General features: G+C 64.1%; 23 protein-coding genes, 2 tRNA genes and 1 pseudogene. 9 read left to right on the top strand and 17 right to left on the bottom strand.

Annotated features, from left to right (window positions below):
• Positions 1-30: 30 nt before the first annotated feature.
• On the top strand, positions 31-990 hold the full coding sequence (locus MSTE_RS01220) for a prephenate dehydrogenase (protein WP_096505295.1): 960 nt from the start codon (positions 31-33) through the stop codon (positions 988-990).
• On the opposite strand, the gene MSTE_RS01215 is transcribed toward MSTE_RS01220, so the two are convergent.
• Together MSTE_RS01215 and MSTE_RS01210 are read right to left on the bottom strand one after the other, a co-directional pair.
• Positions 987-1,535, bottom strand: a complete 549-nt coding sequence (locus MSTE_RS01215; RefSeq protein ID WP_193442068.1) for a putative glycolipid-binding domain-containing protein — start codon at positions 1,533-1,535, stop codon at positions 987-989. The genes MSTE_RS01220 and MSTE_RS01215 overlap by 4 nt on opposite strands.
• A gap of 100 nt (positions 1,536-1,635) precedes the next feature.
• A pseudogene (locus MSTE_RS01210) lies at positions 1,636-2,446 on the bottom strand (class I SAM-dependent methyltransferase).
• A gap of 94 nt (positions 2,447-2,540) precedes the next feature.
• Here MSTE_RS01210 and MSTE_RS01205 point away from each other — a divergent pair.
• Positions 2,541-3,203: a winged helix-turn-helix transcriptional regulator gene (locus MSTE_RS01205; protein WP_096498436.1), complete on the top strand. Its 663-nt coding sequence runs from the start codon at positions 2,541-2,543 to the stop codon at positions 3,201-3,203.
• Here MSTE_RS01205 and MSTE_RS01200 read toward each other — a convergent pair.
• From MSTE_RS01200 to MSTE_RS01180, 5 genes are all read right to left on the bottom strand, one after another.
• Positions 3,135-3,893, bottom strand: a complete 759-nt coding sequence (locus tag MSTE_RS01200) for an ABC transporter permease (RefSeq protein WP_096498435.1) — start codon at positions 3,891-3,893, stop codon at positions 3,135-3,137. The genes MSTE_RS01205 and MSTE_RS01200 overlap by 69 nt on opposite strands.
• Positions 3,890-4,543: an ABC transporter permease gene (locus tag MSTE_RS01195; protein ID WP_096505293.1), complete on the bottom strand. Its 654-nt coding sequence runs from the start codon at positions 4,541-4,543 to the stop codon at positions 3,890-3,892. The genes MSTE_RS01200 and MSTE_RS01195 overlap by 4 nt, the downstream gene beginning before the upstream one ends.
• A gap of 1 nt (position 4,544) precedes the next feature.
• Positions 4,545-5,651, bottom strand: coding sequence for an ABC transporter ATP-binding protein (locus MSTE_RS01190; RefSeq protein WP_096498434.1), 1,107 nt, complete (start codon positions 5,649-5,651; stop codon positions 4,545-4,547).
• A 4-nt stretch (positions 5,652-5,655) separates the two neighbouring features.
• Complete coding sequence (locus tag MSTE_RS01185; RefSeq protein WP_096498433.1) at positions 5,656-6,588, bottom strand: ABC transporter substrate-binding protein; 933 nt, start codon at positions 6,586-6,588, stop codon at positions 5,656-5,658.
• Between the two features lie 63 nt (positions 6,589-6,651).
• Complete coding sequence (locus tag MSTE_RS01180; protein ID WP_096498432.1) at positions 6,652-7,272, bottom strand: TetR/AcrR family transcriptional regulator; 621 nt, start codon at positions 7,270-7,272, stop codon at positions 6,652-6,654.
• A 71-nt stretch (positions 7,273-7,343) separates the two neighbouring features.
• On the opposite strand from MSTE_RS01180, the gene MSTE_RS01175 reads away from it, so the two are divergent.
• The 4 genes from MSTE_RS01175 (at position 7,344) to MSTE_RS01160 (ending at position 11,000) form a co-directional block, all read left to right on the top strand.
• Complete coding sequence (locus tag MSTE_RS01175) at positions 7,344-8,126, top strand: SDR family oxidoreductase (protein ID WP_096498431.1); 783 nt, start codon at positions 7,344-7,346, stop codon at positions 8,124-8,126.
• Positions 8,123-9,205: an NAD(P)H-dependent amine dehydrogenase family protein gene (locus MSTE_RS01170; RefSeq protein WP_096498430.1), complete on the top strand. Its 1,083-nt coding sequence runs from the start codon at positions 8,123-8,125 to the stop codon at positions 9,203-9,205. Before MSTE_RS01175 ends, MSTE_RS01170 begins: the two co-directional genes overlap by 4 nt.
• Positions 9,206-9,308: 103 nt before the next feature.
• Positions 9,309-9,677: a LapA family protein gene (locus MSTE_RS01165; protein ID WP_096498429.1), complete on the top strand. Its 369-nt coding sequence runs from the start codon at positions 9,309-9,311 to the stop codon at positions 9,675-9,677.
• Positions 9,678-9,698: 21 nt separating this feature from the next.
• A complete protein-coding gene (locus MSTE_RS01160; RefSeq protein ID WP_096498428.1) occupies positions 9,699-11,000 on the top strand; it encodes a threonine/serine exporter family protein in 1,302 nt (433 codons plus the stop codon).
• On the opposite strand, the gene MSTE_RS01155 is transcribed toward MSTE_RS01160, so the two are convergent.
• A complete protein-coding gene (locus MSTE_RS01155; protein ID WP_096498427.1) occupies positions 10,984-12,225 on the bottom strand; it encodes an acyl-CoA dehydrogenase family protein in 1,242 nt (413 codons plus the stop codon). The genes MSTE_RS01160 and MSTE_RS01155 overlap by 17 nt on opposite strands.
• Before the next feature lie 48 nt (positions 12,226-12,273).
• Here MSTE_RS01155 and MSTE_RS01150 point away from each other — a divergent pair, with 48 nt between their 5' ends.
• Positions 12,274-12,966, top strand: coding sequence for an SHOCT domain-containing protein (locus MSTE_RS01150; protein ID WP_096498426.1), 693 nt, complete (start codon positions 12,274-12,276; stop codon positions 12,964-12,966).
• A gap of 17 nt (positions 12,967-12,983) precedes the next feature.
• The gene (locus MSTE_RS01145; RefSeq protein ID WP_096498425.1) at positions 12,984-13,655 is read left to right on the top strand and encodes a histidine phosphatase family protein; all 672 of its coding nucleotides are present in this window, start codon (positions 12,984-12,986) and stop codon (positions 13,653-13,655) included.
• Here MSTE_RS01145 and MSTE_RS01140 read toward each other — a convergent pair.
• From MSTE_RS01140 to MSTE_RS01120, 5 genes are all read right to left on the bottom strand, one after another.
• Positions 13,652-14,062, bottom strand: a complete 411-nt coding sequence (locus MSTE_RS01140) for a hypothetical protein (protein ID WP_085230448.1) — start codon at positions 14,060-14,062, stop codon at positions 13,652-13,654. The two genes, MSTE_RS01145 and MSTE_RS01140, sit on opposite strands and share 4 nt — an antisense overlap.
• Positions 14,063-14,157: 95 nt before the next feature.
• On the bottom strand, positions 14,158-16,056 hold the full coding sequence (locus tag MSTE_RS01135; protein WP_096498423.1) for an alpha/beta hydrolase: 1,899 nt from the start codon (positions 16,054-16,056) through the stop codon (positions 14,158-14,160).
• Positions 16,056-16,349 carry a hypothetical protein gene (locus tag MSTE_RS01130; protein ID WP_096498422.1) on the bottom strand — a complete coding sequence of 98 codons (294 nt, stop codon included), beginning with the start codon at positions 16,347-16,349 and terminating at the stop codon, positions 16,056-16,058. Before MSTE_RS01130 ends, MSTE_RS01135 begins: the two co-directional genes overlap by 1 nt.
• A 68-nt stretch (positions 16,350-16,417) precedes the next feature.
• Positions 16,418-18,007: a GMC family oxidoreductase gene (locus MSTE_RS01125; RefSeq protein WP_096498421.1), complete on the bottom strand. Its 1,590-nt coding sequence runs from the start codon at positions 18,005-18,007 to the stop codon at positions 16,418-16,420.
• 77 nt (positions 18,008-18,084) lie between these two features.
• Complete coding sequence (locus tag MSTE_RS01120; protein ID WP_096498420.1) at positions 18,085-18,309, bottom strand: hypothetical protein; 225 nt, start codon at positions 18,307-18,309, stop codon at positions 18,085-18,087.
• Positions 18,310-18,422: 113 nt separating this feature from the next.
• Between MSTE_RS01120 and MSTE_RS01115 the strand changes: the two genes are divergently transcribed.
• Positions 18,423-19,028, top strand: coding sequence for a TetR/AcrR family transcriptional regulator (locus MSTE_RS01115; RefSeq protein ID WP_096498419.1), 606 nt, complete (start codon positions 18,423-18,425; stop codon positions 19,026-19,028).
• A 35-nt stretch (positions 19,029-19,063) separates the two neighbouring features.
• Here the strand turns inward: MSTE_RS01115 and MSTE_RS01110 are convergent, their stop codons facing one another.
• The 4 genes from MSTE_RS01110 to MSTE_RS01095 all read right to left on the bottom strand — a co-directional run bounded on the left by MSTE_RS01110 (position 19,064) and on the right by MSTE_RS01095 (position 20,305).
• A complete protein-coding gene (locus MSTE_RS01110; protein WP_096498418.1) occupies positions 19,064-19,561 on the bottom strand; it encodes a DinB family protein in 498 nt (165 codons plus the stop codon).
• A gap of 71 nt (positions 19,562-19,632) precedes the next feature.
• A complete protein-coding gene (locus tag MSTE_RS01105; RefSeq protein ID WP_096498417.1) occupies positions 19,633-20,064 on the bottom strand; it encodes an SRPBCC family protein in 432 nt (143 codons plus the stop codon).
• A gap of 28 nt (positions 20,065-20,092) precedes the next feature.
• Positions 20,093-20,168 (bottom strand) — tRNA-Arg (locus MSTE_RS01100).
• Positions 20,169-20,216: 48 nt separating this feature from the next.
• Positions 20,217-20,305: transfer RNA gene (locus tag MSTE_RS01095), tRNA-Ser, on the bottom strand.
• Between the last annotated feature and the right edge of the window lie 65 nt (positions 20,306-20,370).

The following is a 20,370-nucleotide window of genomic DNA, read 5'->3' as shown; positions in this document are numbered from 1 at the left end:
CAACTTGGTCACGTATGCCAACCTGGTGTGGTGAACGCCGCCGAACACGACCACCAACACCCCCCGATCTGCGTACTTGGCCTCGGACTCATCGGCGGATCCCTGGTCCGCGCGGCCACCGCCGCCGGGCGGCACGTCTGGGGGTACAACCGCTCCGCCGAGGGCACCGAGGCCGCGCGGGCTGCCGGTTTCGATGCCACCACCGATCTGGACCTGACGCTGCGGCGCGCGCGCAACGCCCAGGCACTCATCGTGCTCGCGGTACCGGTCCCGGCCCTGTCCGCGCTCCTGGCCCGCATTGCGGAGCTGGCCCCGGAATGTCCGCTCACTGATGTCACCAGCGTGAAATCTGCTGTACTGCAAGAGGTATCCGCGCATGGTTTGGTGCAGCGATTCGTCGGTGGGCATCCCATGGCGGGCACAACAGAATCGGGCTGGGGTGCCGGGGACGCGAAGCTTTTCCGTGACGCGACGTGGGTCGTCAGCGTTGACGACGACGTCGATCCGCAGGTGTTCGCACAGGTGACTCGGCTGGCCCTGGACTGTGGGTCCGTGGTGGTTCCGGCCCGCTCGGATGAGCACGATGCGGCCGCCGCGGCCATCTCGCACCTGCCACACCTGCTCGCCGAAGCCCTGGCCGTCACCGCCGACGGGGTGCCGCTGGCCTACTCACTGGCTGCCGGATCCTTCCGGGACGGCACGCGGGTCGCTGCCACCGACCCGTCACTGGTACGCGCCATGTGCGAATCGAATCCGCACGGCGTGCTGCCGGCCCTGGAGGAGGCCATGGCACTGCTGGCGGCGACGTGGAACACCCTGAACGCGGAGAATTCGGTCGAGCTGCTGGTAGAGGCCGGCTACGCCGCGCGGCAACGCTACGAGGCGCACACGCGGTTCGATATCAGCGGCGTCAGCCGAGCGGATGCCGACTGGCGCGAGCGGCTCGCCGAAGCCGGGCGGCAGGGCGGCGTGCTGCGGGTCGTCCCCTAAATCCGGACGGCAAGCCCGGGGTATTCGAGCAGGAATCCCTCGTCATCGACGGTGACAGTGGTGTCTGCGACCGGCGAGACCACCTTGATGCCCTTACCGTCGTTGCGGTAGCTGATGGTGGCGGGGCTGACGACCAGATCCGGCAGGGTCACGTACACAACCGGCAGCACCGTGCTGCCTTCTTGCTGGTAGAGGCCGGTGCGACGGATCGGAAGCGCGTTGAAGAAGGGGCTGAACACCACGTCGACGTCCAAAGCGCCGTCGAAGGACGAGCGTGTCGCGCCCTCGTGGTTCTGCACGGTCCACATGCCTTCTTCGTCCCGCGCGATCGAGAGCTGCCGCTCCCGCTCGGCCACGGTGGTCGACAGGGACAACCGATTGGTGGATCCCGTCTCGTCGGTCACCAGGTCGTACGAGGCACTGAACGCGGGGTGCGCCTCGGATGCACCGGCCACAAAACGACCGTGTGCGCGGATGCGTCGACCCGATAGTTGAACCCGGGTGGATTCCATGCGCGACGCGTCGTGGGCACGCCAGGTCAGCACGGCGGGCCCAGTCGCCGGGTCCATCGGGCTGGGGTTACTCACCCGTCTACCGTAGGCGACCGCGCAAATTGATCCCTCGTGAGCCCTTGGCCCCTCCGAATCACTTCCTCGTGTGCGCGACGTACAGCAGATACTCCCAGTCCATCGACAGTCGCCCGTCACCGTGATCGTGCCGTCGCGCCAGCTCGACAAGCGCATCGTCGAGTTCGGCGGTCTTGCCCGCATCACCGGCGATACCGGCGTAGACGGCGATCGTCGGCCCGTAACAGGCCTTGAAGAAGTCGCGGAACTCCTCGGCGGTGGCGAATCGGTCCACCACCAACGTCCGCGGCTCCACGGTGACCTCGGTGACCCTGTCCGCCAGCAGCGCTCGCACATGAACCGGGTCTCCCCACCATGGCGGCGGTTGTGCACCGGGCGGCGCAGGAGCCGCGAACGGCTTCATGGTCGCGAACATCTGGCCGATGAATCCCTGCGGCGTCCAGTTGATCAGGCCGATGGTTCCACCCGGCCGGCAGACGCGGATCAGTTCATCGGCGCTGTCCTGATGCCGCGGAGCGAACATCACCCCGACGCAGGACATCACGACATCGAACTCCTCGTCACCAAACGGGAGCGCCTGCGCGTCCGCGACCCGCCAATCGATTTCTGCACCGGCCCGCGCCGCCACGGCACGCCCCGCCTCCAGCAGCTCGGGAGTCAGGTCGGAGGCCACCACCTTCGCGCCGATACCCGCGGCGGGGATCGCCGCATTCCCGGATCCGGCCGCAACATCCAACACTTCGGACGCCGGGGACGACGCCGGACTCCTCGACGAGGACCGGGCCCAGCGGTGCGATCACCTCAGAAGCCACCGCGGCGTAGTTGCCCAGGGCCCACAGCGAAACTCTTTGGGCTGTTTCTGTGTTCATACATATAGACGCTAGGCAGATCAACGCACCTGGGCTAGTACAAGATCTGTACTGGGGCTGTTCACCGTGACGTCGGCGGCCTACCGTTCATTTCATGGGTGCGTCGTATTACCAATTCTGCCCCGTTGCCAAGGCGATGGAGCTGCTCGACGAGCGGTGGACTCTGCTGATCGTGCGTGAATTACTGCTTGGCAGTGATCATTTCAATGATATTCGGCGCGGAGTACCCCGCATGTCCCCGTCCCTGCTGTCCAAGAGGCTGGACCGGCTGGTGCGCGCCGGGATCGCCGAACGTCACGACAACCGCTACGTACCCACGGACGCCGGACGTGAGCTGCGCCCCGTCGTCGAGATGTTGAGCCGGTGGGGGATCCGGTGGATCGGTGAGATCGGGGACGAGGATCTGGACCCCAAGCTGCTGCTCTGGGATATGCGCCGTCACGTCATCGGCAGCGCGGTCCCCGAGGGCCGCACCGTGCTGCATTTCCGCTTCGGCGACGTCACCGCCGACAAGCGGCACTGGTGGCTCATCATCACGCCCGAGGCCGCCGACCTGTGCGATGCCGACCCGGGCTTCGACGTGAACATCGGCGTGACGGCTCAGCTCCGCAGCCTGACTCGAGTGTGGCGCGGCGACGCCGCGTGGTCGGATGCGTTGCGCTCCGGTGAGGTGGCCTTCAGCGGGCCGTCACGGTTGTGTCGCGGCCTGCCGACGTGGTTCGACCCGCCCCTCTACGCCGCTGTCCCCCGCCCCTGAGTCACCGCCGAGATCGCGCGGAGCCCATCGCAGCCGCCCGGTGCCGGGAGCCGACAGCCACACCGCCAGGGCGAGGAACGCATCCAGCAGCAGCGCCAGCGCGGTCACCAAAAGGGCGCCGACCAATGCCAAGTGGAACTGCCGCACCTTGATGCCGTCGATGAGGTACCGGCCCAGTCCGCCGAGGCTGGCATAGGCGGCCACGGTCGCCGTCGCGACGATCTGCAGGGTCGCCGTCCGCAAGCCCGACAGGATCAGCGGTAAGGCGTTGGGTAACTCGACACCGAAGAGCACCTGACGTTCCGTCATCCCCATGGCCCGCGCGGCCTGCACCACCGTGCGATCCACGTTCGCGATGCCGGAGTAGGTTCCCGCCAGCAGCGGCGGCACCCCCAGCAGCAGCAGCGCGACGGTCGGCGGCACCAAACCCAAGCCCCACAGCAGCACGCCCAACAGCAGCACGCCCAGTGTCGGCAGCGCGCGCAGCGCATTCACCGCGCTGACCACTAGAAACGTGCCACGACCCGTGTGCCCGATGATCAGACCTATCGGCACCGCGATGATGACCGCGGCCAGCAGGGCAATCGCGGTGTACTGCAGGTGCTCGCCGATCCGCACGCCCAGCCCGCTGTGGCCCGTCCAATTGGACGCGGTGAATATGTAGCCGAGCGCCTCGGAGAGAAAGTTCACCGTGCACCCACGACTTTCGTCGCCCTGGTCCACGGCGTGGCAGCACGGCCGAGGGCAACCAGGAGTGAATCCACGATGACCGCCAGCAGGAAGATCGCGACGATCCCGGCAATGATCTGGCTGCTCTTGTTCGCCTGGTAGCCCTCCGTGAACCAGGTACCCAGGCCGCCGATGCCGATCACCGAGCCCACGGACACCATTGAGATATTCGTGACGGCAACAACTCTCAGGCCTGCCACGAGCACGGGTATCGACAGCGGGAGTTCGACGCGGACGAGGCGTGCCAGTGGGCGGTAACCCACCGCGGTGGCCGCATCACGCACCTGGGGAGCGATGGCGTCGAGCGCCTCGGGCACGGCCCGAATGAGCAGCGCCGTGGTGTACAGCGTCAGCGCCACCATCACGTTGGCCTCGTCGAGTATCCGGGTGGGAATGATCAGTGGCAATGCCACGAACAAGGCCAGCGAGGGAATCGTGAACACAATGCTGGCGATCACCGTGGTGACCCGCCGCATCGTCCGGTGCCGGTGGATCAGTGCGCCGCAAGGAATCGCGATGGCCAACCCGATGAGAATAGGGACCAACGACAGCCGCATATGGATCAGTGCGAGCTGCCAAGCATCGCCGAGGTGAGTGAAGAGATACCGCATCTCACCGCTGCCCGGTCCGGCGTTGCCGATCCAGCGCGATGAGGACGTCATCCCCACGGACGCCGCCGCGGACGCGGCCGTCTTCATCGGTGGCCACACCAAACCCCGATGGCGAGGACAGCGCGGCATCCAGAGCCTGCCGCAACGTCCCGTCGGGTCCGAACAATGATCCTCCAGCGATCACGCTGTCGTACAACGATTTTCCAGACCGATAGACTTCCGCCCCAGCATCGTCCATCCAGCCGAACGGTGTGCCGTCCGGATTGCAGACAAGCACCCAGCTGCGCGGAGCGAGGATGAGATCGTGGACCTCCGATTCAAAGATCTGCCTGATCTCGTACAGCGGCAGATCGCTTGCCTCACGAAACTGCAGGCCCCGATAGCCCCGGTCGCGCCCGATGAATCCGGCTACGAAATCGCTTGCCGGATTGGATAACACCCGCTCGGGCTCGTCATATTGCTGCAGCACGCCACCCGGCCCGAAAACTGCGACCTTGTCTCCGAGCTTGACGGCCTCGTCGATATCGTGCGTCACGAAGACGATGGTCTTGTTGAGTTCGGCCTGCAGGCGCTGCATCTCGGCCTGCAGGTCATCGCGCACATTCGGATCGACGGCGCTAAACGGCTCGTCCATCAACAGGATCGGTGGATCGGCCGCGAGCGCACGCGCCACACCGACACGTTGTTGTTGACCTCCCGAGAGCTGTGCCGGGTACCGGCCGGCCAATTTTGGATCGAGTCCCACCCGTTCCAGAACATCGAGAGCTGCCTTGCGTGCGGCACGCCGGGATGCGCCGCGCAGCACCGGCACCGTCGCCACATTGTCGACGACGCGCTGGTGCGGCATCAGGCCCGCGTTCTGAATGACATACCCGATGCCCAACCGCAGTTTGACCGGGTCCACGGTCCGGACATCTGCCCCGTCGACGGTCAGTACTCCCGACGTCGGGTCGGTCATCCTGTTGATCATCCGCATCGAGGTGGTCTTGCCGCAGCCGGACGGCCCCACGAACACCGTGAACGAACCCTCGTCAACGTGCATGGTGAGATCATCGACAGCGGTGGTCCCATCGGGGTATTTCTTGGTGACGTTCTCAAAGGTGATCACGCGATCAGTTCCCTATCGGTTTGTCGAAACCTTTGTCTGTCAACCACTTCTGCGCAGCTTCCTTGGGGTCGACACCGTTGTTACCTGAGACCTCCGCATTGAGCCTGGTGAGGTCCTCTGTCGTCAAACGCGCGGAGAGCGTATCGAGCACCTTCTTCAGTTTCTCGGACTTCTTCTGCACGTTGACCAACGGCACCAGATTGCCCGCCGGAAAGGTGAACTTGGGGTCCTCGAGCACCACCAGATCATGCTCGGCGATGGCCGGCGAGGTGCTGAATATGTTGGCCGCGGTGATTGTTCCGTCCAACAACGCCCTTACAGTCGCCGGTCCACCACCATCGCTGATCGCCACGAATCGTGATTCCGGGACGTCCAGGCCGTAATTGACCTTGAGGCCAGCCAACCCGACACTGCGGTGCACGAACTCCGAAGGTGCACCGACCGTTACCTCTTCCGAGTGCGCGGCGAGGTCGGCGATGGAGCGCAGATTCCATCTGTCGGCGGTGGCTCTGGTGACACACAGCGTGTCGGCGTCCGATGCCGATGAGGGGGACAGAATGTCCAGATCGCCATCGAGCTTGCGCAGCAGCGCCAACTCGACATCATCGGGCCGGGTAGCGGTGGCCTCCGGATCGAAGTAGCGCAGCAGATTCCCGGTGTAATCGGCGATCAGATCGATCGAATGATCCTTGACCGCCGGGATATAGGTCTCGCGGCTACCGATGCCCAACTGCCTGGTGATATGAAAGCCATTGGTCTGCAATATCTGTGCATACAGCTCGGCCACGGTCTTGGATTCGGGAAAGTCGGCCGAGCCGACGATCAAGGTATTGAGGTCGCCCGAAAGCGGGCCTCCGCCCAGGGGATTGGCGCTGCCACAACCACTGAAGATAGCCGCTGCCATGACAGCAGCGAACAGTCTTGCGGCCCTGCGCATCCTCCGACAGTAACCGGGCAGCCGCCGCCATGCCCGGCTTTAGCGTCAGGAAGATTCCGGTGGCTAACCCGGGGACGCCGTCGCTGCGGGACCTTCGGCCGAGCCCACCAGGAGCTCTGGCAAATATTTGATAACCGCCTCCGCCTGGTCGTCGGGTAGCAGCTGGCGGGCCAGGACATTCGCTCCGATGATCATCAACATGGTGGCGTTGGCCCGGTCATGGGCCTCCTGTCGACCAACGTCCGGACGCTGCGCGCGCATCACCTGCGACAGCAATTCAGCACCCGTCTCGCCGAAGCTCGCCCACATGGCCTGCCCGAGCTCGGGGTCGGCACGCATCTGTCCGAGTAGGGCGGGGGCGGCGGCGATGACATCGGGTCGTTCAAAGAGTTCCGCTGTGTACGAGCAGGATTGACGGACCCAATCGCCTACTCCCGCTGCGGCGCTTATCTCCCGAGTGGGTGCGGTCCAACCGAACACCGCCTCGAAGACCAGGTGCGCACGGGAGGGCCATCGGCGATAGAGCGCGGGCTTCCCCACGCCGGCCCGCTCGGCGATCGCAACCATGGTGGTGGCATCCCACCCCTGCTCCACCAGAAGCTCACGCGCGGCAGCAAGCGCCTTGGTGTCGATATCGGAACTGCGGCGGCGACCCCTGCCAACGGGTAACTCGTCAGTAGTCATTGCAAATAACGGTACACCATGTTACGGATTAAGAAGGATGGTGGCGTGGGTCACAGAGAGAAAGGCAGCCGATGACAGGACTTCTTTCCGGAAAAACGGTGGTGATATCCGGTGTAGGCACCGGATTGGGCAGGGAGGTCGCACTCAAGGCCCACCAGGACGGCGCGAATGTGGTGCTCGGCGCGCGGACCCGGGAAAACCTCGAAAAGCTTTCCGCCGAACTCGATGATTCGGGCGGCACCGCCGCCTGGGCGGTCACCGACATCACCGATCCGTCGGAGTGCCAGGGCCTTATCGACACCGCCGTCGAGCGGTTCGGCACGGTGGACGCACTGGTCAATGTCGCCGCAAAAGAGGACGTGTTCGGCGGTATCGAGGGCGCGGATCTGGCCCAGTGGCAGGCGATGCTCAGCACGAATGTCGTGGGCACGCTTCAACTCGTTCAGGTGGCCGTGCCACAGCTGAAGAAGAACGGCGGATCGGTGGTCTTCATCGGATCGCAGTCGGCGTTCCATCCACAGCTACCCCAGTCCGCGTATGCGACATCCAAGGGAGCGTTACAGAACGCCATGTATCAGCTCGCGAAGGAGCTAGGGCCGCATAAGATTCGGCTCAACATGGTGGTGCCGACGTGGATGTATGGCCCGCCGATTCAGCTGTACATCGGTCTGGTCGCCCAACAGCGCGGCATCACGCAAGAGGAAGTACTGGCCGAACTGACGGCCAAATTCCCGTTGGGCGAGATGCCCGCCGATGAAGACGTCGCCGATGCGGTCGTGTTCTTCGCATCCGACCGCGCCCGGATGGTGACCGGGCAGACCCTGTTCGTCAACGCAGGAGAATTTTTCGCATGAGTGATAAGTATCCCGTCATCGTTTGGGGCACAGGAGTTGTCGGCAAGCTGGTGATCCGTGAGCTATTGGACCATCCGGTATTCGAGCTGGCTGCCGTGCTGGTGCACGATCCGGCCAAGGACGGTGTGGACGTCGGAACACTGGTCGGTAGCCATCCGACCGGACTGGCCGCCACCACCGATATCGATGCCGCGTTGGGCACCGAGGGCACGGTCGCGTACTTCGGGCCGACGGCGCAATACGCGCTGGAGAACATCGACAACATGTCCCGGGCACTGCGCAGTGGGCACAACATCGTCTCCACCGCGATGACACCGTGGGTGTACCCGCAGGTATGCCCGCCCGAGATGCTCGCCGATATCAAACAGGCCTGCGAGGACGGCCAGACCTCCTGTTTCACCACCGGAATCGACCCCGGGTTCGCCAACGATCTGTTCCCCATGACCCTGCTCGGCGTGGGCGGACGGGTGGATTCTGTTCTGGTACAGGAGCTCCTCGACTATCAGTACTACAACGGTGATTTCAGCATGCCGATGGGACTGGGTGCGCCCATGGACCAACCGGCGGTGCTGGAAATCCCCGAGGTGCTGATTCTCGCGTGGGGCCACACCATTCCGATGATCGCCGACGCCGTCGGAGTCAAACTCGACAAGATCGATACCGTCTACGAAAAGTGGGCGACGCCAACCGAGATCGCCTACGGCGCGGAACCCAACACCGGCACCATCGAGGCGGGCCACTGTGCCGCGGTGCGATTCGAGATCCGTGGATGGGTGGGCGGCAAGCCGAAGATCGTCATCGAGCACGTCAACCGGATCACCAATGACACCGCACCGCATTGGCCGCGGGCACAGTCGGTCGACAACGACGCCTACCGCATCGAGATCAAGGGCAGTCCGAACATCACCCAGGAGACGGTGTTCCGTGACGAACACACCGGTGACGGCGCGATCGGCGGATGCCTTGCCACCGGGATGCGGGCCGTCAACGCCATACCGGCGGTCATCGACGCTAAACCGGGCTTCCTGACACCGCTGGATTTGCCGTTGATCGCGGGTCAAGGAACTATCCGCGCCTGACCTGCGCCAAGCGTCGGCTTTGCGCGGTATCCGCCGGGCGTTTTCCGCGAAAAGCCGACCGTGGGCGCTTGCAATAACCGCCTATGTAGCAAATGATGGACATATGACCAGTGACCCCGGTACGACTCCGGACTCTCCGGTTGCCGACACATCCATCGACGTCCCCGTTGGAGAGCAGGCGCCTCTGCCCCCCGCGAAGGCCATCAAAAAGGAAGATGCGGTCAAGCGGACCCGCGCGGCGGCGACCTGGACCGGCGTCATCCTTGGCCTGCTGATCCTGATTCTGCTGCTGGTGTTCATTCTGCAGAACCTGACGGACACGACCACCCACTTCCTCTCGTGGGAGATCCAGATGCCTCTGGGCATCACGGTGTTGTTCGCGGCCATCACCGGTGCAGCGCTCACCGCCCTGGTCGGTGGGGTGCGAATCATCCAGCTGCGGCGCGCGGCGAAGAAGAACCTGAAGGCCTGATACCCGACTACAGTTCGGCGCATGACGGCGCTGACCGGGCGTGGACGGGTGCGGACGCTTGTCCGGAAGGCCCTCAAGGACAAGCCCGTACCCCTGGCTGACGCCAAGCATTTCGACGACGCCGAAGTCGTGACGATGCTGCGCATGCTCGGTATCGCGATGCTGGAAGTCGGTCAGCCCACCAACCTGGTGTTGGCCAAGTTGCATGACATCGCACCGCAGTATACCGACAAAGAACTGCGCGCCGTTGTCTTGCCGACGGTGCTGATCATCCAGATCGACGGTGTCACCGGCCAGCTGGAAGTGGAGGAATCCACCCGCAGCACAGCACAGTTGGACCAGGCCGGCCACATCGATTCCATCGCCGACATGGCCGCCGCGGGGGCAATCGCCCCGGTCGACGCGATCGCCCGAATCTACGAGATCCGCTGTTTGAAACCACGTTTCGGGATGGTCGTCACCGTCCTCGGACACACCATCTTGACCCTCGGGTTCGGGCTTGCCCTGGCGCCGACCTCCTCAGCGCTGCCCGCCTATCTGGTGCTGGGCCTGATCGTCGGCATCCTGATGCTGGCCACCAACCCCATGCCCACCCTCGCCGCCACCATGCCCGCAGTCGCTGCTTTCGTGGTGACGGTCATCAGCACGTTCATCGTCGCGAACGTGCCCAGCGAGGGGCTTGCCCGCGTGGTGGCGCCCGCCCTGATCGCCGTGCTGCCCGGGGTGACCCTCACCATCGGGGCGTTGGAGCTGACAAGCACCCAACTGATGGCCGGATCCACGCGCATCGTGTATGGCATCGCACAACTGATGCTGCTGGCATTCGGGGTGGTGATTGGCGTGAAAGTCGCTGGACCACCGGAACCCTCACCACTGGGGCCGCCGCTGGGCAGCTGGACGATCGCCCTGGCCGTACCGGTAATAGCGGTGGGGTTTTACCTGTACAAGTCCGCGCCACGCGGATCACTGATCTGGTTGGTGCTGGCAATCGGGGTCGCCATGCTGGGACAGCGCCTCGGCGGTCTCTTTCTGGCACCCGCCATGACGGGCTTCGTCGGGGCGGTCGCCGTCGTTCCCTTCGCGCTGTTCGCAGCACGCTTCAAGGGGGCGCCTTCGGCAATCGTGTTGCTACTGGCCGCCTTCTGGTGCCTGGTGCCCGGTGCGTTGAGCTTCGTGAACGTCAGCGAGGTCGCGGCCACCGGACATGCCAACCTCACCGCACTGCTCGATACCTGCATGGCGATCTTCTCGATCGCGCTGGGGCTTCTGGTTGGGGCGAGCCTGCACCGTGGGATGCGTTACGCGCTCACTGTCCGTCGGTAGCGTATTTCGCCAGTTCGATCCGGGCCACCACACCGCGATGCACCTCGTCAGGGCCGTCGGCCAGCCGCAGCGCGCGCGCATTCACCCAGGCGGCCGCCAACGGGGAGTCATTGGAAAGTCCTCCACCGCCATGAATTTGGATCGCCATATCGATGACTTGCTGAGCCATGTTCGGTGCGGCCACCTTGATTTCGGATACCGCAGACAACGCGCCCATGATGCCCACGGTGTCCAGCAGCCAGGCAGCATGCAACACCAGCAGCCGGGTCTGGTTGATGGCGATGCGAGCGTCGGCGATGCGCTCCCGGTTTCCGCCCAGGTTCACCAACGGTTTTCCGAACGCGGTGCGGTCCAGCCCCCGTCGGCACGCATGCTCGAGGGCCACCTCGGCCAGGCCGATCAGGCGCATCGCATGATGCACGCGGCCCGGCCCCAACCGCCCCTGGGCGATCTCGAATCCCTTGCCCGGTCCCGCGATGAAGGCGTCGGCGGGCAGCCGTACGTTGTCGAACGACACCACGCCGTGTCCGCCGGGCTCGTCGTAGAACCCCATCGTCGGCAGCATCCGTTCGACGGTGACGCCCGGGGTGTCCATCGGGACGAGCACCATCGAGTGGCGCGCGTATCGATGCGCGTCGGGGTCGGTCAACCCCATAAAGATGATCACCTTGCAGTCGGGATGACCTACGCCGGTGCTCCACCATTTGCGGCCGTTGATCACCACCTCGTCGCCGTCGACGATGGCCGTGGCCGCCATGTTCGTGGCATCAGAGGACGCCACGTCGGGCTCCGTCATACAAAACGCCGACCGGATATCGCCCTCAAGCAGCGGTTCTAGCCAGACCTCCTTCTGCTCCTGGCTGCCGTAGCGGTGCAGCACCTCCATGTTCCCCGAATCCGGTGCGTTGCAATTGAACACAGTGGGAGCGAACAGTGAGCGGCCCATCTGTTCGGCCAGCGGTGCGTACTCGGAGTTGGACAGGCCGCCGCCCAACTCTGGATCCGGCAGGAAGAGGTTCCATAACCCGGCGTTGCGCGCCTTCGCCTTCAACCTGTCCACCTCCGGAGGGACCGCCCACAACTCGGCCGTCGTGCCGGCGCGCGCACCCAGCAGCGCGTCGTGGTGGGCCAGCACCGCACGCTCCACCGGCATGATCTCCCCGTCGATGAACTCGCGGACCGCGGCGGTCAGTTCGGCGGCGCGGGAGGAGGGAGCGAAGTCCATCTGTCCGATGCTAGGGCGGTTGACGCGGCACGTGACAGACTTCGGCACATGAGCATGCGCCGGGCCTCGGTACTGGCACTGACCACGATGACCGTCGGTGGGGTCATCGGCGTCATCGCCACCCTCATCCTGAACGTTTTCGTGTTCGACAAGTTCGACGCCTACGGCGAGGTGAAGATCCCGGGCACCACCCAGCTGGAGCTGCCCGCCGGTGAGGTGACCGTCAGCTTTCACTCCTGGGTATCCGGCGACAACGGGCTGCTCATCCCGCAGCTCGGTATGTCGATCTTTCCGCCGCCCGGGGTCACCGAACCCCAGGTGCGCGAAAGCATCGGAAGCTCGACGACCGTGAACGGCGATGCTCGCCGACGGGTCTGGGTCGCGCAGATCCCCGCCGCCGGGACCTACAAGGTGCAGGTCGACGGCGAGGTTAACGGATTCGTCAATCCCCGCCTGGCCTTCGGACATGGCAGTCCCTATTGGGCGCTCACCTGGGGCTTCGCCGGATTACTCGGGGCGGCGGCGCTCGGCTGGGTCGCCTACGTGCTGACGAGAGTGCGTTCCACCCGTTCATCCCCACCACCACCGCTGGACAGTCCGCGGCCCGCATCATCCTATGAACCCAGTGACGACGGTGTGCGCATCGAGCAACTCAAATCCCTTGCTGCCCTGAGAGATTCCGGAGCCCTTACCGAAGCCGAATTCGAGGCGGAGAAGCGGCGGGTCCTCGGCGGCGGCTAGTCGATACGATTGCCGGTATGGGCGTCATCTACCTGGTCCGGCATGGTCAGGCTGCCAACTACTCCAGCAGCCCCGATAGCCCGTTGACCAGCGCCGGGCAGCGACAAGCTGACACCGTGGCGGCCGAGCTGGCCCGCCGCGGCCTGAGCGGCACCCGGCTCCTGCACGGCGGGATGAAGCGGCAGCGGCAGACCGGCGAGACCATCGCGCTCGCCCTCGGGTCCGAGCCACAGCAGGATGACCGCTGGGACGAATACGACTACAAGGAGATCGTCGGCAACTCGCGGATGCGCCGCCTGGCGTCGGTGAATACCGTCAAGAGCCTGGCCAAGGGCGACACGCAGGCCATCCTGGAGGACGGTCTGGCACAGTGGGCCAGCACCGATTCCTCCGGCGGGTACGCGGAGAGCTACACCCGGTTTCAGCAGCGCGTGCTCGACGCCATGTCCGATGCCGCCAAACGTGACGGTGACACCGTGGTGGCCACCTCAGCCGGGGTCATCGGGATGATCGTCGCCGATCTGTGGGGCGGAGAAGTCTCGAATTGGCTTACCGCACAACGTGTTGTCATCAACTCGTCGATCACCTCGCTGGTCAACGGCAAGCGCGGTCTGAGCCTGCTCTCCTTCAACGACCACACCCACCTGATCGGCGACGGCGGTAACAGGGATCTGGTGACCTACCGCTAGTCCTCGTTGGCGCAGGGAGAGGACGCGGTGACTACGTACACCCGAACCCCATTGCCGCGAACGTCTTCGCGGGCGCTCACGATGTAGCCGGCATCATCACGGTACGTCCGGCTGTTCACCGGCTCAGGCTCCGGCCGCTTACTTTCTTGACGGCGAAACCCCTTGCTGGACAGCGATTCGAGGCGATCCAGCACGCCTGAGATCAGCTCCGGGGTGGGGTCCGCGAAATCACGCTGCAGGCGCAACCACCACGGCGGCCCCTCCGGGAGTGCCGAGTTGTAGCTCGTGCGACAGCCCATCCGCTCGACGTCGTTGACGCCGGGCTGCACCTTCTCCGCCGTGACGAACGATAAATTCTCGGCCGTGACCCTCAGCGCATCGGACATCTTGACCGTCGTGGGTTCCATGCTCGTACTACCTCCTTGCTCACTGCCCGTACCGGGATTGCACGAAACCGCGGTCAGAATCGTCAACCCCGCCATCGCAATCGTCCATGCGCGCCTCATCGGACCTGAACCTTCCGGCCAAGACCGGGGTTGTCGGTAACGTGTGGATTGCCGTAGGGGTCTTCCCATTTGGGATTGGTCGGCAACGTGAACGGGCCGATCTTGGCGCCCGACAACCATTGATCGCCGTACGCCTTGGCGATGTCCTTCACGGATTCGTTCAGGCTGCTGTCATCTCCGAGGTTGATGTCGACGTTGTTCGACTCGATACCCCGTTCGACGTACGTGGTCACCTCACCACCCCTGATCACGTTCGCCATGTTCTGGAAGGCGTCAGACTTCGGGTCGTCCCAGTAGCTACCGTGCCCGTTGGGGCCGAACACCACCTCACCGGGATGATTCTTGTTGTCGTCGCTGTAGTAGCCGGTGTCCAGGCGGGTGACGCCGGGAATCGAATCAGGGTCTCCACCAAGCGGATTGCCTGCATGCGGATTACCGATGTCGCCGTCCGGCGCCCGGGGAATCACCGGCGGCAGATCCAGATTCACCCCGGGGAACGGGGAGAATCTGGTGGGGATATCGCTGTCCCGGGGCGCGAGTTGCGCTGCACCGATGAGGTCGCCGGGGGCAGTCATGGAGAACCGTTGCACATTCGGATTGGGGTTATGCCACTCGGTGCTGAGGATCCCCGTGCCGGCGGACGAGGCGTACAACACGCGGTCGGCGCGCAGACCCATCTGTTCGGCGGTGCCGACGATGGAGCCGCCATACGAGTGCCCGATGTAAGTGGTTGGAGTACCCGGCGCATGGCGGGCGACCTCGGCGTCGAGCTCCTTGCCGAACGAGACGAGTTGCGGCGCCATCGCCAATCCGTATGACGGGTCGGTCGCCTTGTCCAGTCCCTGCGGAAAATCGTTCTCCATATAGAGGAAGACCGGCGACCCGCTCTGCTTGGCCAGGTTGACTGCCGAGTCGTGGTTGTTTCTGCTGCCGTTGAGATTGGTGTTGGTGCCGGGCACATAGACTCCGACGCCGGGTGCGCCGGGCTTGAGATCGCCGATCTGTTCAATCATCCGGCCGTTGCCCTCCGTGGAGAACATCACGAACTTGCGATCGATCGTGAAGTCGGCGGGTGAACCTCCGGCAGGGATCGTTGCGAACGGATCATCCATCGGTTCGAGCATCGCCCTGAGCTGATCGACGCGCGCTTGATCGGGTGATGGTTTCTGCAACTCGTCGGTGAGCGCGTTCCTGATGTTGATCTCATTGGCGTCCGCACGGACATCGAAGGGAACTCCGTTGGTGTTCCCCATGAACTCGGGATCGGCGATGACCATCTGATGCACCGTCTCGGGCGGCAGACCCTCCAGGAACGCGCGGCGCTCCTCCTCGGACATACCCCGAACCCGGTCGACCAGTGCGTCGGGATCAATCTTCTCTCCCGTCGACAGCGTGACATCCTGCTGTCCGTCGCGCATCGCCTCCAGGTCGTTGACGGCCTCCCGCAGCTTCCGGCCGTACAGCTCGTCCAGACGAGCCACTTCGTCGAGACCCGACTGAATGCGACGCTGGTGGTCGGCGGCGGCCTGTGCCTTCGCAGTATCCGGGTGGCTGACTTCTCCGGTATCGGCGACCGTAAACCCTTCGGCCACAGCAGCATCTACGTCTTGAAGCGTGTACTCCTTGGCGTGCTTGAGCGTTCGTCCGGCATCCTCGGCGTCATCGGATAACCGGTTCAAGACATTCCGGACCTCACGACCGTGGTCGAGCTCTTGGTCGACCTTGATCCGCGCCGCATCGTGCGTTTTGCCAAACCAGCCCGATGCGTCGTTGAACACACGGTCACACGAGTCCAATGACGCATCCAGTGTCCGGGCGTTATCGCGCGCGATATCGGCGGCCTTACCGAGCGCGTCGAGATTCCAGCCGCGGAGCTGACTGATCATGGGGCGCATCAGCGTGGCTTCAGCGCATCGAACGACGTGGCGGTCTTCTCGTCCTGCGCCGTCACGTTGGTGGCGAAAGTGTCGACGAGCCCTGCCATATCGGAGAACCTGCGGGCGATCGAGGACATCGCCTTGATTCCGGGCGACGCGGTGTCACGAATGGCGGCCAGTACTTCGCTTCCCGAACCCGAGGCGTCCTGAAACGACGTCCATGGCATGCCGTTGATGTGCAGCGTCTCACTCAGCCATGTCTTGGAAATGGCCGCGAGCTCCTCAGTCCGGACGCCGAACTCGTCGCTCATGATTTCCCTCCGCTAACTCCTCAACTGGTGACTCTATCCAGTCAGACGTTCGGAGACGCGGATCGGTTTCATGCCTGTGGAGAAAGAATCAGATCGGCAGCCTTCTCCCCGAGTAACACCGACGGAGCATGCGTATGACCACGAATGAGGCTCGGTATCACCGAGGCGTCGACCACCCGCAGTCCCTGCACACCGCGCACCGTGAGATCCGGAGCAACCACGCTGGCCTCATCCGTCCCCATCCGACAAGTAGCCACCGGGTGATAGAGGGTGTGTGAGTTGTTCTGCAGCGCGGCGACGAGTGTCTCCTCCAGGTTGTCGCTGGGGTTCCGCGGCCGAAGGATCTTGCCGAGTATCGCCCGCATCGATGGCGTCTCGGCGATGCGGGCGGTGGTCCGTAGCCCGAACATCATGGCGGCGCGGTCCTGCCCGGCACCATCACTGAGGTAGCGCGGGTCGATGCGCGGCTTGGCCAGCGGATCGGGCGAGGTCAGGGTGATCTCGCCACTACTCTCCGGCTTGAGCAGGATCGGGCCCATCACGATGGCGTGCTCGGTGGCCTCCCCCAGACCTTCATCGAAGAATGGCGCGGGCGCGAAGATCAGCTCCAGGTCGGGTAGGGCGAGATCGGCCCGGCTGCGCAGGAATCCGTAGGCCTCACCAACATTCGAGGTGAGCATGCCGCGATGGCGCAGGAAGTAGTTGGCGAGCTGCAGCGGTTTCTCCGCTGCGTACAACGAGTCAGCCTCGACCGCATAACCCACCGGGCAGCACAGGTGGTCGAGCAGATTCTGGCCAACCTGCGGGGAGTCGTGCACGATCGGGATTCCCAACTCGCCAAGGCGTTTGGCATCACCGATGCCCGAAAGCATCAGCAGCTGAGGAGAATTGATGGCACCGCCGCTCAAGATCACCTCGCGCCGCGCGCGGACGGTGTGTGTGATGCCGTCGCGCACGTACTCGACACCGATAGCTCTGGTGCCGTCGAACAGCACCCGGTGCACCTGCGCCTCGGTAACCACGTTCAGGTTCCGGCGCCGCAGACCGGGCTTGAGGTAACCGTCCGCGGTGCTCCACCGGCGTCCGCCGCTCTGACACACCATGGTCTCCGAGAAACCCTTGGGTTCAGGAGTATTGGCTCGCTCGACATCGAATCCGGCTTCCTTGACGGCCTCCAGCCACGCCGCGGTGCTGGAGCGGGGGCTGCGCTGTTTGGAGATTTTCAGCGCCCCCTCGGTGCCCTCGTCGCTTTCGGTCGCGCCCTCCACCGTCTCGATGCGCTTGAAGTAGGGCGCGACGTTGGCGAATGACCACTGATCGCCGGCCACCGCAGCCCAGTCGTCGTAGTCGGCCGCGAATCCACGGACCCACATCATCGCGTTCATGGATGACGAGCCGCCCAGTGTTTTGCCTCGCGGCCAATAGATCTGGCGGTTGTTCAGCTCGGGCTGCGGTTCGGTGAGGTAGTCCCAGTCGACGTCGCTGCGGAACAGCTTCGAGAACGCGGCGGGAATGTGGATTCCCATGTCCTTGTCCTTGGGCCCCGCTTCCAGAACCAGCACCTGGTCGTTGGTGCGTTCGGCGAGCCGGGTGGCCAGCGGAGCCCCCGCCGATCCCGCTCCCACGATGACGTAGTCAGCTGTCAGGTCCTCAACCATGATGGCGACGCTAGCGGACTGGACACCGCGTGGGGAAGCTTCTGGTACAGGACGTCCCAGCTGCCACCCTTGCTCGCTTACGGGTACACCCGATAGCAGTTCATCCCACCGATGCCGAGCACGTACACGGTGTCGCATCGGGTGAAGCTCCCATCGGGCGCGAAGTCGGATTCGCACACGCCGCCGCCGTTACCCCACACCACAACCTTGCCGCAGGGCGCCGCCGCGGCGGGACCGGCAAGGGCAATGCCCCCGGCCGCCAATACGGCGGCGATGCCCAGTGAGGCCAGTGCTTTCCTCATGTCAATCGCCTCTTCTTCGCGCCCCCGGCCTCACCGCGATGCCGGACATACCCATAGAACGTTTCCGTTTTTGGAAAAGTTTCCTAAAAAGGAATGTTTGTTAGGATGGCCACATGCCACCACCCCATGGCCTGCGCGAGCAGAAGAAGTCCGAGACCAAGCTGGCGTTGAGTCGCGCCGCCCTGGAACTGGCACTGGAACGCGGGGACCTCGCGGCCGTCACCGTCGACGAGATCGCCGACCAAGTACGCGTCTCGTCGCGCACCTTTCGCAACTACTTCACCAGCAAGGAAGACGCCGTACTGTTTTTGATGCGCCAATACGGGGACACGGGAGTGGAGCTACTGTGCTCACGCCCCGACGATGAACCGATCGTCGATTCACTCGAGGCAACCATGCTGGGCCTGGTCACCTCCGAGGCCGTCGATACCGTTGTCGCAGTCACGCGCCTTGCCAAGCTGAGCCCGGGATTGGCGGCCCATGCCGCGGCCGAACCGAGCAACGATGACGGCTCCGTACTTTCCGAAGTCGCACGGCGTACCGGCCTGGACCGAGACCTCGACCTGTACCCGCGTCTGGTCTGCAATGCCGCCTATGCGGTGCTTTCCACGATCATCCAGTTGGCAAGCACCGACGCTGGACTACAGGGAGAACCCGAAGAGCTTGTCCGACAGGGCTTCCAACAGCTGCGCGGCGGGCTATCGACGCCCGGGGCCTAGAACGGGTCGCGTGGTCACGGGCGGGTGGACGGGACTTACCGCTGCGCGATGATCTGCTCTCGCAAGATGTCAGCGTGGCCGCAATGCTGTGCCAATTCCCTAAGCACATGCAAGTACACCCAGCGCAGGGGCAATGGGCCGCGCCTGTTCCCCATAACCAGATCGTCCAAGGCAAGTGGAGCGACCCGTTGCTTCGATGCGGCACAAACCTCGCGGTATCGGTGCCGTACAGACGAGATGTCATCTGCGGGTTCCAGAAGAAACGACTCGTCGGGGGTCAACGGAAGCCCCAGATCAGCACGGGAGCGACACGTGATCGCCTCGTTGAACCACACCTCCTCCACAAACGTCACATGCTTGACCAAACCTAGGAGCGTGGTGCGAGAAGGAACCAGCGAGCGCCGGGCCTCCTCCTCGGTCAAACCGTCGAGACAATCGTGGAGCAAGGACCTGTGCTCATCGAGGAACACATCGAACTGATCGCGAAGGCACGCGCCGAACGTAGCCGACTCCGTGGTACGCGCCGCTGTCATGCCGGAAGTCTATCGACGCAGGTGGCGCCGTCTCGCAAGGCGCAGCGAAGCCATGCACCCTCCCCGCCGGATCACGGGCGCGGCTGATCCAACAGTTTGGCGATGCCGTACAACTCGGTCGCCTGGATCTCTTTGACGACCCGGAGCAGAATCCGTTCGTCGGCGTCATCGAGGTTGACGCCCCTGTTCGTCACCGTCAACAGAGTGCCGCCCTCGTGCTCGCGAAAGGCCACGTGGCGCGTCCACCGCGCCGACTGACCTGTAGACGCGTGGGCCAGCAGACCCAACGTCAAATGCTCGTAGGGAACGGCGTCGAGAAACTCAACCTCGAATACGCCGTTGAACCGCGTGCCCACCACGGGAACGGTGGTCATCGTGAAAGCGCTCCCCACGGTGACATCGATCGGCGGGGCATCCGGCTTGCCCCACCACGACGCCGGATCGACGAGAGCCGACCACACCTCGTGGGGTGGGTGCGGGAAATATCGCTGAATCTGTGTCATTGCTTCTCACTCACTCGTGAAGAAGTCCTGGTGCGCCCGAAGGGATTCGAACCCCTAACCTTCTGATCCGTAGTCAGATGCTCTATCCGTTGAGCTACGGGCGCGTGCTATTCAATTGTTGCAGGTCAACAGGTTTGGCCTGCAGACCGACGCGGAGGCGAGAGGATTTGAACCTCCGGTCCCCCGTAAAGGGGACAACTCATTAGCAGTGAGTCCCATTCGGCCGCTCTGGCACGCCTCCTGAACTTCCCGAGCGGTACTCCGAACCCATAAATGGATTCCGAACCGCCGAGGGCACAGAGTACA

The organism is [Mycobacterium] stephanolepidis, assembly GCF_002356335.1.
Classification (GTDB): Bacteria; Actinomycetota; Actinomycetes; order Mycobacteriales; family Mycobacteriaceae; genus Mycobacterium; species Mycobacterium stephanolepidis.
Note: the sequence above shows the minus strand (reverse complement) of the source record. Positions and strands in the feature narration are given on the sequence as shown.

Excerpts from the sequence above, each read along its gene's own strand:
- MSTE_RS01130 (WP_096498422.1), bottom strand. The coding sequence starts at position 16,349 with ATGAGCGACGAGTTCGGCGTCCGGACTGAGGAGCTCGCGGCCATTTCC.
- MSTE_RS01145 (WP_096498425.1), top strand. The coding sequence starts at position 12,984 with ATGGGCGTCATCTACCTGGTCCGGCATGGTCAGGCTGCCAACTACTCC.
- MSTE_RS01135 (WP_096498423.1), bottom strand. The coding sequence starts at position 16,056 with ATGCGCCCCATGATCAGTCAGCTCCGCGGCTGGAATCTCGACGCGCTC.
- MSTE_RS01205 (WP_096498436.1), top strand. The coding sequence starts at position 2,541 with ATGGGTGCGTCGTATTACCAATTCTGCCCCGTTGCCAAGGCGATGGAG.
- MSTE_RS01155 (WP_096498427.1), bottom strand. The coding sequence starts at position 12,225 with ATGGACTTCGCTCCCTCCTCCCGCGCCGCCGAACTGACCGCCGCGGTC.
- MSTE_RS01140 (WP_085230448.1), bottom strand. The coding sequence starts at position 14,062 with ATGGAACCCACGACGGTCAAGATGTCCGATGCGCTGAGGGTCACGGCC.
- MSTE_RS01115 (WP_096498419.1), top strand. The coding sequence starts at position 18,423 with ATGCCACCACCCCATGGCCTGCGCGAGCAGAAGAAGTCCGAGACCAAG.
- MSTE_RS01185 (WP_096498433.1), bottom strand. The coding sequence starts at position 6,588 with ATGCGCAGGGCCGCAAGACTGTTCGCTGCTGTCATGGCAGCGGCTATC.
- MSTE_RS01165 (WP_096498429.1), top strand. The coding sequence starts at position 9,309 with ATGACCAGTGACCCCGGTACGACTCCGGACTCTCCGGTTGCCGACACA.
- MSTE_RS01160 (WP_096498428.1), top strand. The coding sequence starts at position 9,699 with ATGACGGCGCTGACCGGGCGTGGACGGGTGCGGACGCTTGTCCGGAAG.
- MSTE_RS01195 (WP_096505293.1), bottom strand. The coding sequence starts at position 4,543 with ATGCGGTATCTCTTCACTCACCTCGGCGATGCTTGGCAGCTCGCACTG.
- MSTE_RS01110 (WP_096498418.1), bottom strand. The coding sequence starts at position 19,561 with ATGACAGCGGCGCGTACCACGGAGTCGGCTACGTTCGGCGCGTGCCTT.
- MSTE_RS01170 (WP_096498430.1), top strand. The coding sequence starts at position 8,123 with ATGAGTGATAAGTATCCCGTCATCGTTTGGGGCACAGGAGTTGTCGGC.
- MSTE_RS01175 (WP_096498431.1), top strand. The coding sequence starts at position 7,344 with ATGACAGGACTTCTTTCCGGAAAAACGGTGGTGATATCCGGTGTAGGC.
- MSTE_RS01180 (WP_096498432.1), bottom strand. The coding sequence starts at position 7,272 with ATGACTACTGACGAGTTACCCGTTGGCAGGGGTCGCCGCCGCAGTTCC.
- MSTE_RS01120 (WP_096498420.1), bottom strand. The coding sequence starts at position 18,309 with ATGAGGAAAGCACTGGCCTCACTGGGCATCGCCGCCGTATTGGCGGCC.
- MSTE_RS01105 (WP_096498417.1), bottom strand. The coding sequence starts at position 20,064 with ATGACACAGATTCAGCGATATTTCCCGCACCCACCCCACGAGGTGTGG.
- MSTE_RS01150 (WP_096498426.1), top strand. The coding sequence starts at position 12,274 with ATGAGCATGCGCCGGGCCTCGGTACTGGCACTGACCACGATGACCGTC.
- MSTE_RS01125 (WP_096498421.1), bottom strand. The coding sequence starts at position 18,007 with ATGGTTGAGGACCTGACAGCTGACTACGTCATCGTGGGAGCGGGATCG.